General features: G+C 42.5%; 7 protein-coding genes and 1 pseudogene. 2 read left to right on the forward strand and 6 right to left on the reverse strand.

Features of this window, described 5'->3' with window-relative positions; genetic code table 11:
- Positions 1-411 precede the first annotated feature (411 nt).
- Both IM500_RS05420 and trmFO read right to left on the reverse strand, forming a co-directional pair.
- Complete coding sequence (locus IM500_RS05420) at positions 412-909, reverse strand: 2TM domain-containing protein (protein ID WP_287737912.1); 498 nt, start codon at positions 907-909, stop codon at positions 412-414.
- Positions 910-970: 61 nt separating this feature from the next.
- Positions 971-2,308, reverse strand: coding sequence for an FADH(2)-oxidizing methylenetetrahydrofolate--tRNA-(uracil(54)-C(5))-methyltransferase TrmFO (gene trmFO / locus IM500_RS05425; RefSeq protein ID WP_002778590.1), 1,338 nt, complete (start codon positions 2,306-2,308; stop codon positions 971-973).
- 244 nt (positions 2,309-2,552) lie between these two features.
- Between trmFO and IM500_RS05430 the strand changes: the two genes are divergently transcribed.
- Positions 2,553-2,831, forward strand: a complete 279-nt coding sequence (locus tag IM500_RS05430; RefSeq protein ID WP_072924610.1) for a thylakoid-associated protein — start codon at positions 2,553-2,555, stop codon at positions 2,829-2,831.
- Between the two features lie 119 nt (positions 2,832-2,950).
- On the opposite strand, the gene IM500_RS05435 is transcribed toward IM500_RS05430, so the two are convergent.
- Positions 2,951-4,030, reverse strand: a complete 1,080-nt coding sequence (locus IM500_RS05435) for a PIN/TRAM domain-containing protein (protein WP_190723693.1) — start codon at positions 4,028-4,030, stop codon at positions 2,951-2,953.
- 354 nt (positions 4,031-4,384) lie between these two features.
- Here IM500_RS05435 and IM500_RS05440 point away from each other — a divergent pair.
- Positions 4,385-5,313 (forward strand): annotated as a pseudogene (locus IM500_RS05440) (RNA-guided endonuclease InsQ/TnpB family protein); the annotation flags it as partial.
- Positions 5,314-5,450: 137 nt separating this feature from the next.
- Here IM500_RS05440 and IM500_RS05445 read toward each other — a convergent pair.
- The 3 genes from IM500_RS05445 to IM500_RS05455 form a co-directional block, all read right to left on the reverse strand.
- On the reverse strand, positions 5,451-6,401 hold the full coding sequence (locus IM500_RS05445) for a hypothetical protein (RefSeq protein ID WP_190723691.1): 951 nt from the start codon (positions 6,399-6,401) through the stop codon (positions 5,451-5,453).
- A 7-nt stretch (positions 6,402-6,408) separates the two neighbouring features.
- The gene (locus IM500_RS05450; RefSeq protein WP_190723689.1) at positions 6,409-7,773 is read right to left on the reverse strand and encodes a UDP-N-acetylmuramoyl-tripeptide--D-alanyl-D-alanine ligase; all 1,365 of its coding nucleotides are present in this window, start codon (positions 7,771-7,773) and stop codon (positions 6,409-6,411) included.
- 38 nt (positions 7,774-7,811) lie between these two features.
- The coding region (locus IM500_RS05455) for an RNA-guided endonuclease InsQ/TnpB family protein (protein WP_287737914.1) at positions 7,812-8,307 on the reverse strand (496 nt) is incomplete at its 5' end.

Genomic DNA, 8,307 nt, shown 5'->3' on the forward strand with positions numbered 1-8,307 from the left:
ATTTCTCCATTTTTTTGCTTACCTCCACCTTAATTCCTTCTTTCAAAACTATACCTATCAATCGTTTCCCCTTTTTTTAAGTTTCTTCTCTTTTTGTTAAGAAAGATCTGACTAATGGATAGCTTATCAAGGGGGGATTAAAGGGGGGACTAAGGGGGGATCGGCACCCCCCTTATTAAGGGGGGCAGGGGGTATCGAACCTAAAATCCATTTTTAATTTAATTATAACCAGCTACTTATCAATACCAAATAGAATAAAGGTTTCATCGATCCAGAGTGTATCGGACTTATTTGAAATCACTATAGTTGTTTCAGTTTATTGCAGACGGTGGATTACGCTTCGCTAATCCACCCTACCATCTGTTCCCTATTCCCTATTCTCTATAGTTGAATTTGTTTTTGACTAGGTACTTAAAACTGTAAAAACTTTTTAATTTGTGTCCAAAGATTGCCAAAAGACTCTTTCATTTCCTCCTTAATTTTCCAGCGTTTAAATGCCTCTTCGTAGGCAATTCCTTGATTTTGAAAAGTTTTCCAAGCCGAGAGAGAAAGAGGTAAACCCATCAGCAAAAAGATATAAATTGCCCAAGAAATTGTTCCAGCACTAATTAAGTTAATGGTAAGAAAAAAACTATTAATAATCAGATAGCGAACGGTTTTATGTTTTAGCTCCTCACGACGAAAGCGATCGAATTCTTGCCGCTTATAACTGACCATTTTTGACTCTTGCCAGTCATTTTCCGCCGCTTCTAAGTCTTTAACTTCAATAGCTAAATCGTCGGCAATTTCTAACAACTGTTGACGGGTAATTTCTCCCTTATCCCCTTGACGGGAGATAGCCAAATAGAGAATTTCCTGCACATCCTCTTGACTGTAGGATTGGGGAGGGAAAAAATCGGGGTTTGGCATAGCGATAGAGAAAGAAATAGGTTCCTTCTCTATTATGGGCGATCGATTTAGCGATTGACAGTTAGACGAGACAGGGAGTTTTTAACTGATTCATCCATGCTTCTAAATCCTGCAAAGAGCGATCGGCATATTGACCGTAACGTTCCCGTTTATTGCGGATTTTTCTGGTAAAATTCGGCAAAATGCCAAAATTTGGCGGCATCGGTTGAAAATGTTTCGGTTCGGCACTGCTGATAAACTCAAATAATGACCCCATCATCGTTGTGGTTGGCAATGTCACCGTTTCTAATCCTAAAGCTAAACGAGCGGCATTAGTTCCCGCTAACCATCCCCCAGCAGCCGCAGCCGTATAGCCTTCCGTGCCGATTAACTGTCCTGCCGCTAATAGCGTCGGTCGCGATTTAAACTGGAGACTGGAGGATAATAACTGGGGAGAATTGATAAAGGTGTTTTTGTGCATCACCCCCATGCGGACAAATTCGGCCTTTTCTAACCCCGGAATCAGACGGAAAACTCGTGTTTGTTCACCCCATTTTAAATTAGTTTGAAATCCCACCATATTCCACAATTGCCCCGCTTTATCTTCCATTCGCAACTGTATAACTGCGTAGGGACGTTGATCTGGATATCTGGGATCCGCTAATCCCACCGGTTTCAGGGGACCAAAACGCATGGTATCCTCTCCCCGACTGGCTAATTCTTCGATTGGCAGACAAGCCTCGAAAAATTTGGCATTTTCTCGCTCAAAATCCTTTAATTCTGCCTGTTCTGCCTGTTTTAGTTCTTGCCAGAAGTGCAGGTATTGTTCCCGATCCATGGGACAATTGAGATAGGCGGCCTCACCTTTATCGTAACGGGAGGCCAGAAAAGCGATCGATCGATCGATCGATTCCCCTAGAATAATCGGACTAGCGGCATCAAAAAAGCTCAGATAGTCCAGGCCGGCAAAATTTTGCAGATCTGCGGCCAAAGCAGCACTGGTTAACGGTCCAGTGGTTAAAACGACGATACCATCCCGGGGAATTTCCGTGATCTCCTGACGTTTTAAGGTGACTAGAGGGTGGTTAGCCAAGATTTCCGTCAAATTTCGACTAAAGACCCCTCGATCGACCGCTAAAGCCCCTCCTGCGGGGACACTGTGCTGATCGGCCTGGGCAATAACTAGAGAATTTAAGCGTCGTAATTCTTCATGGAGTAACCCAGTAGCGCGATCCACCGCCATGGCACCAAAGGAGTTACTACAGACTAATTCGGCTAAAAATTGGCTATGGTGGGCGGGACTAGAGCGAATTGGGCGCATTTCGTACAGGATCACGGGAATACCTGCTTGGGCTATCTGCCACGCCGCCTCAGTCCCCGCTAATCCTCCACCAATTACATGAATAGGGCGATCGATCATAGTTGGGAGAAAATGGCTAGAGTAGGACTATTTTAGCGTCAGTTCCCAGTCACCAAAAAAATAGGCTGGGCTGACGGCGATCGCATGAAGATTGGGGCTGGTCGCAGACTCAGGTTATAATATTAAGGAAGGGATAGAATATTATATTTTATCTCGGCACCGGTTTTGCTTTCGAGAAGGTGGCAACACCGCCCCACTTTCTCACCATCTCCGTCCAGATGGGCTAGTTAGCGGTTTGACTTCTATGAACACCAATTATCTTGAAGAATACCAAAAATACCTAGCCGAATGGCAGAAAATGCTTCTGTCCGCTTGGGGTAATGGTGTTCCCTCGACTACACCAGTGTTTGAGTTTCCAGAAACTTTGGTTAAATCCCTCGAATATCAACAAGAATGGGTGAAATCCTACCTAACCGCCCAAGAAACCGCCACCAAAGTTGCCCTCGATAGTCAGAAACAATTCTGGGATAGTTATTTCGGTTTTGCTCGTCAGTCCATGGCTGTAATCAATAAACCGGCCTAATTTAGATATAAATTGGCTAGATAGTTCGGTTAGTGACTTAACTTCCCTTAAAAAATGAAATTCCTCAAATACAATCCCCTCTGGCTCTGTATTTGAGGCTTTTTTGGGTTTTATTACCTTTAGGCAATTAGGGAATTTTGGGGTTTAGCAAAAATCATCCGTCCGGCCGAGGTTTGCAGTGCAGATGTCACCACTACCCGCAATTCTCCCCCTAGATAATCTTTTCCTTCTTCTACCACTACCATCGTGCCATCTTCTAGATAACCGATGCCTTGGGTGGGTTCTTTTCCTGCTTTGAGAATTTTCAGATCCAACGTATCCCCGGGCAAGTAGATCGGACGTACTGCTTGGGCGAGATCGTTGACATTCAAGATGGTGACTTTTTGCAGATTGGCCACTTTACTGAGATTATAATCGTTAGTGAGCAAGGTGGCGTTAATTTCTTGGGCAAGATGGACTAATTTAGCATCTACGGTGCTAATATCGTCATAATCGGCGGGATGAATGACAATGCGATCGGGGAGTTCTTGCTGCATCCGGTTTAAGATATCTAGTCCTCGTCTTCCTCTGACTCGTTTTTGGTCGTTACTGCCATCCGCTAACTGTTGTAATTCCTGAAGGATAAATTGGGGAATGAGAATCTGTCCTTCGATAAATCCCGTGTCTAACAATTGTTCGATACGACCATCGATAATACAACTGGTGTCAACAACTTTGGTGGCGGCCGCTTGCAGGGTTCCTTCTGCCACTAAAATTGATTCCATACTATTGGGGTTAATCAGACGCAAAAAAGTCCGACCGTGGGTATCAGCTAAACTAACCCCCAGATAGGAAAACATAATACTGCCTAAAATGGCGATTATCGGCTTAATAAACGAGAATTCTCTGGGAATCGGTAGGAAGAAAATCGGAGCTAAGATCAGATTAGCAATCAACAAACCGATAACTAGACCGACCGAACGGGTTAAAATAACTTCGATCGGAGTTTGTCTTACTTGGGTTTCTAGACGACGATAGGTAGTTTGGGCAACTAAACCAAGGGCTAAACCAATAATTGAGGCAAAACCCGCCGATAACCAGCGTAACGCTTCAATATTGCTGATTTGCGACTGGACAGTAACCGGCAGCAAGTCCACACCACTATAGCCAATACTGGCAATAGCGAAGACGAATAGTAAAATTATGACTGCATCAAGCATAGGGATAATACCAGAGAGGATAGGGGGGAATGATGGTAGAAAAATAATGAGTATGAATGCTATTATCGAAAATTTGGGTTTAAAACCCCGTCCTTATTAGGACGGCTTTTCTTGATCCCTAATATAGCACTTGAGAACTTCCAATGGCGCACCTCTCAGTTATCAGTTATCAGTTATCAGTTATCAGTGGGTAAGTTATCAGTTATCAGATGTGAGTTTTTAAGTGTGCAGTATTAAATAGAATTTTCCTACTGTCTTTTTACTGTTTACTGCTCACTGATTACTGCTCACTGATTACTGTTTACTGATTACTGCTCACTGATTATAGAGTGCAGACCCACTCATTTTAACCCAATGAAAGCAAGGTATCAATACCGCATTTACCCAACAAACCAACAAAAAAGGCTTTTGTCTCAATTGTTCGGGTGTGTGCGTGTTGTCTGGAACAATACCTTAGCTCACTGCCAATAACTCTATCGACAAGGAGAGAAAAAGCCTAAATATACTGAGTTATCTAAGAGACTAACTAAGATTAAAAAGACAACATAAAAAAACTGTTTAACTGAGGTTTATTCTATTCTTTTACAACAGTATTTGAGAGATTTAGAGACAGCCTATTCTAACTTTTTTGCATCTTGTCAAGGAGAAAGAAAAGGGAAGAAAGTCAAACCTCCTAAATTTAAAAAACGTAAATCTAAACAATCAGCAAGATTTACCGATAATGGCTTCACCGTCAATCAACACCACGTTACTTTAGTAAAAATCGGTGATTTAAAAGTCATTTGGAGCCGTCCATTACCCTCTAAACCTTCTAGAGTCACCGTGATTAAAGACGCAGCAGATCGATACTTTCTTAGTTTTGTGGTTGAGATTCAACCTGAAACACTTCCTAACAATGGGGAGTCAGTAGGAATTGATCTAGGGATTGCTACTTTTGCTACTCTCTCAACAGGGGAAAAGATAAGCGCACCAAAACCGTTAAAGAAACGACTAAAACGGCTTAAAAAAGCACAGAGAAACCTTTCTAGAAAACAGAAAGGAAGTAAACGACGGGAAAAAACAAGAAAACGAGTGGCTAAAATCCACGCAAAGATTAAAGACACTCGCACTGATTTCTTGCAGAAACTATCCACTAGATTTTTCGTGAAAATCAAACGATAGTTTTAGAGGATTTAAACACATCGGCAATGGTTAAAAATCGTCAACTATCCCGTGCTATATCAGACTTAGGCTGGCGTTCTTTTCGAGATATGCTATCAGCAAAGTCTGATAAACTAAGACGTATTTAAACCGCTTATTCTTAGATTAGCCGAACCTCCCCCGCCCCCCCAACCCCCCCGACATCGGGGGGGCAAGGAGGGGTTTTGCCTCTTGCCTCTTGCCTCGTCTCAACAAGCAATTTAAATTACGAACAACTTAGCTAATTATCTAAGAGCAAAGGTCGCATAAAACCGCCATAATTCTCGTCATCTGTACCGATAAAGACTTCTATTTTACCTCTAGGAGATTCTCTGGTGGTCACCGCTTCCACTTTGGAGCCGTCGATTTCTGCAATTTTTTGGGGATTAGGGGCAATAATTAGGCTATTATCGGCTGTAACTTGACCGATACGGTAAACAGCACTTCTAAACACTCCCGCATTATCTGGATCGTAAGCGGAAGCTATGTAGATATTACCTTGCTTATCTACGGCTAAATCGGAGATGGGGCGAATATTTTTACCACTACCAAAAGGACTCCGAAAAGTTACCGACTGAAATTCCCCGAATTTTAAGGGATTGAACGAGATATCCGTCCAGCGAATCTTTGTACTCTCTTGACTATCGGCCCGTTCTGCGTAGATAAATAGATAACGATCGCCTTGCCGACTAACAGCGATCGCCTCTACATTGTCCACCGCGATCGGCCAATTTATTTGCTCAACTATCTTGACTTTTTGCTGGTTATATGCTACTAAAAATAGTCTTTGAAAAGGTTTTTTCTCGCCACTTTCAGCCAACAAAAATAAATTAGTTTCTGGGATAGAAGTAATACTTTCGAGATCGTTACTCAATCCCTCTGGATTTGGCCAATCTACCCTTAAAACCTGCCATAATAGCGGTTTTTCCTCTGTAGGCAGCTGTAAAAGACTCAGCCTTGGTTGAGATGGATCACTATTTTTGCCCTTATTTTTGGCATCGTGAACCCCTAGAAAAATATCCGCTTCTACCCAAGCTAAACCACTGAGATCCGGGAGATAAGTCTCCAGTCGTCTCGATTGTTGGGCAAAAGAGACTTGAGCGGCCGAAAAAAAGAAAACTAGGACTAAAATCGCTGAAAAAACAGTTTTTAGTAGGCCATTCTTCCTAAAAAATGCTCTATTATCTAACATATATCTCCTAACTCCTAATATCACTGATTAACTCCTCCACCACGCGATTTAAACCGACGGAATGGGAAGCTTTACATAAAATGCGATCGCCAGAATCGATCACTTTCTTTAAACGATTAATTAAATCTGCGTGAGTTTGAAAACATTCGCAAGCGACCCCAGTAGCGGACTCAGCAATAAACTTAGCTTCTGGGTCATCTACCAAGACAAACAAGCGATCTATACCTAGTTTTTGCACCCTCTCACCCACTTGGCGATGTAATTGCTCCGAAAAAGACCCTAACTCCTTCATCGTGCCTAAAACAGCAATATGACGCTGACCGGGAGTAGCTTTCAGTAAATCCAAGGCCGCTAACATTGATTCTAGACCCGCGTTATAGGTTTCATCGAGGAGTAGGATATCTGGCTCTAATTGGTAACGTTTGGCCCGACCACTGGGTAAATTAACTTTAATTCCCTCTTGCAAAGAAGTCCAATCGATGCCTAAAATTTTCGCTACGGCCAAGGCCGCCATAAAATTTAAAGCATGATGACGACCGGATAAAGGTAAGTTAAAATCTAGTCCATTTACTCGTAAAGTAGTTAAATCCAGTAATTCCCCGACTATATCGCCGCCAGAGAAGCCATAGGTAATTGTTTCCCCCTGCCATACCCGTTTAGCTGTTTCGGTAAGTAAAGGGTGATCGTAGTTAAGAACAGCTATACTACTAGAAGGAGACTCGGCCAATAACTCGCATTTCGCCTCTGCGATCGCTGCTTCCGACCCTAAACGACCGATGTGAGCGGTTCCCACATTAGTAATCACTGCGATCGTCGGTTGGGTGATTTGAGCGAGCAGGGCAATTTCTCCCCGTCCCCGCATTCCCATCTCGATTACGGCACTATCGTGAGTTTCATCCAGTTCGAGGAGAGTTTTCGGCACTCCGATCTCATTGTTATAATTAGCTAGGGTTTTATGTACCTTTCCCCGGGTTGCTAATACCGAAGCGATTAATTCTTTAGTCGTGGTTTTCCCCACCGATCCTGTAATAGCAATCACGGGTATAGTAAATTGATTCCGCCACCAATGGGCTAATTGCTGATAGGTTTCTAGGGTATTCTGGACCAGGAATACAGGAATATTACTAGAGTAATTTACCGAAACTGGCTGATCGACAATCAATGTCGCCGCTCCTTTTTCGATAGCCATATCGATAAAATCATGACCATTAAAATTATCACCTTTTAAGGCCAAAAATGCTTGTCCTGACTCAATACTACGGCTATCAGTATTAATGCCAGATACTAAACTATCAGGACTAAAACTTATGTCACCATTATCTTGTAAGGACAATAATTGAGCTAGTTGATTGAGGGATAAATGACAGGCCATAGACAATAAAAATACTTAGGATTAACATACTCCCACCGTCAAGCTACGCTGTGACGGGGGATTCTTTCCACATCGCTGTTAGAAATTCCTTGTTCAACGAGACAACTTAGATTCTCAATGTCTCCACTGAAAATCCAGAGGTCGGACTCTCCCAAGGCGTTTGGGTCGGTTTCTGTTTGCCCAACAGTACCGTTGAGATGATTTCCCAAATATTGTAACCCTTTTTTAAGAATATTTATTGCTGCATTATGATCCCTATCTAAGATTGTTTTACAGTTAGGACATTGATGAGTTCTAGTGCTTAAGGTTTTTTGAACTCTCGTACCACAAACTGAACAATCTTGAGTCGTGAAATGGGGAGGAACAGCAACACAAACAATCCGATAAATCTTGGCAAAAAATTCAAACCATTCAGTGAATTGATACCAAGAAGCATCAGAAATCGACTTGGCAAGCTTACGGTTTTTGACTAAGTTTCTTACCTTTAAAGCTTCATAGACTACCAGATCATTAGACTGGACTAACGCCAAAGCG

The sequence above is a fragment of the Microcystis sp. M179S2 genome, assembly GCF_020245805.1.
GTDB classification, from domain to species: Bacteria; Cyanobacteriota; Cyanobacteriia; order Cyanobacteriales; family Microcystaceae; genus Microcystis; species Microcystis aeruginosa.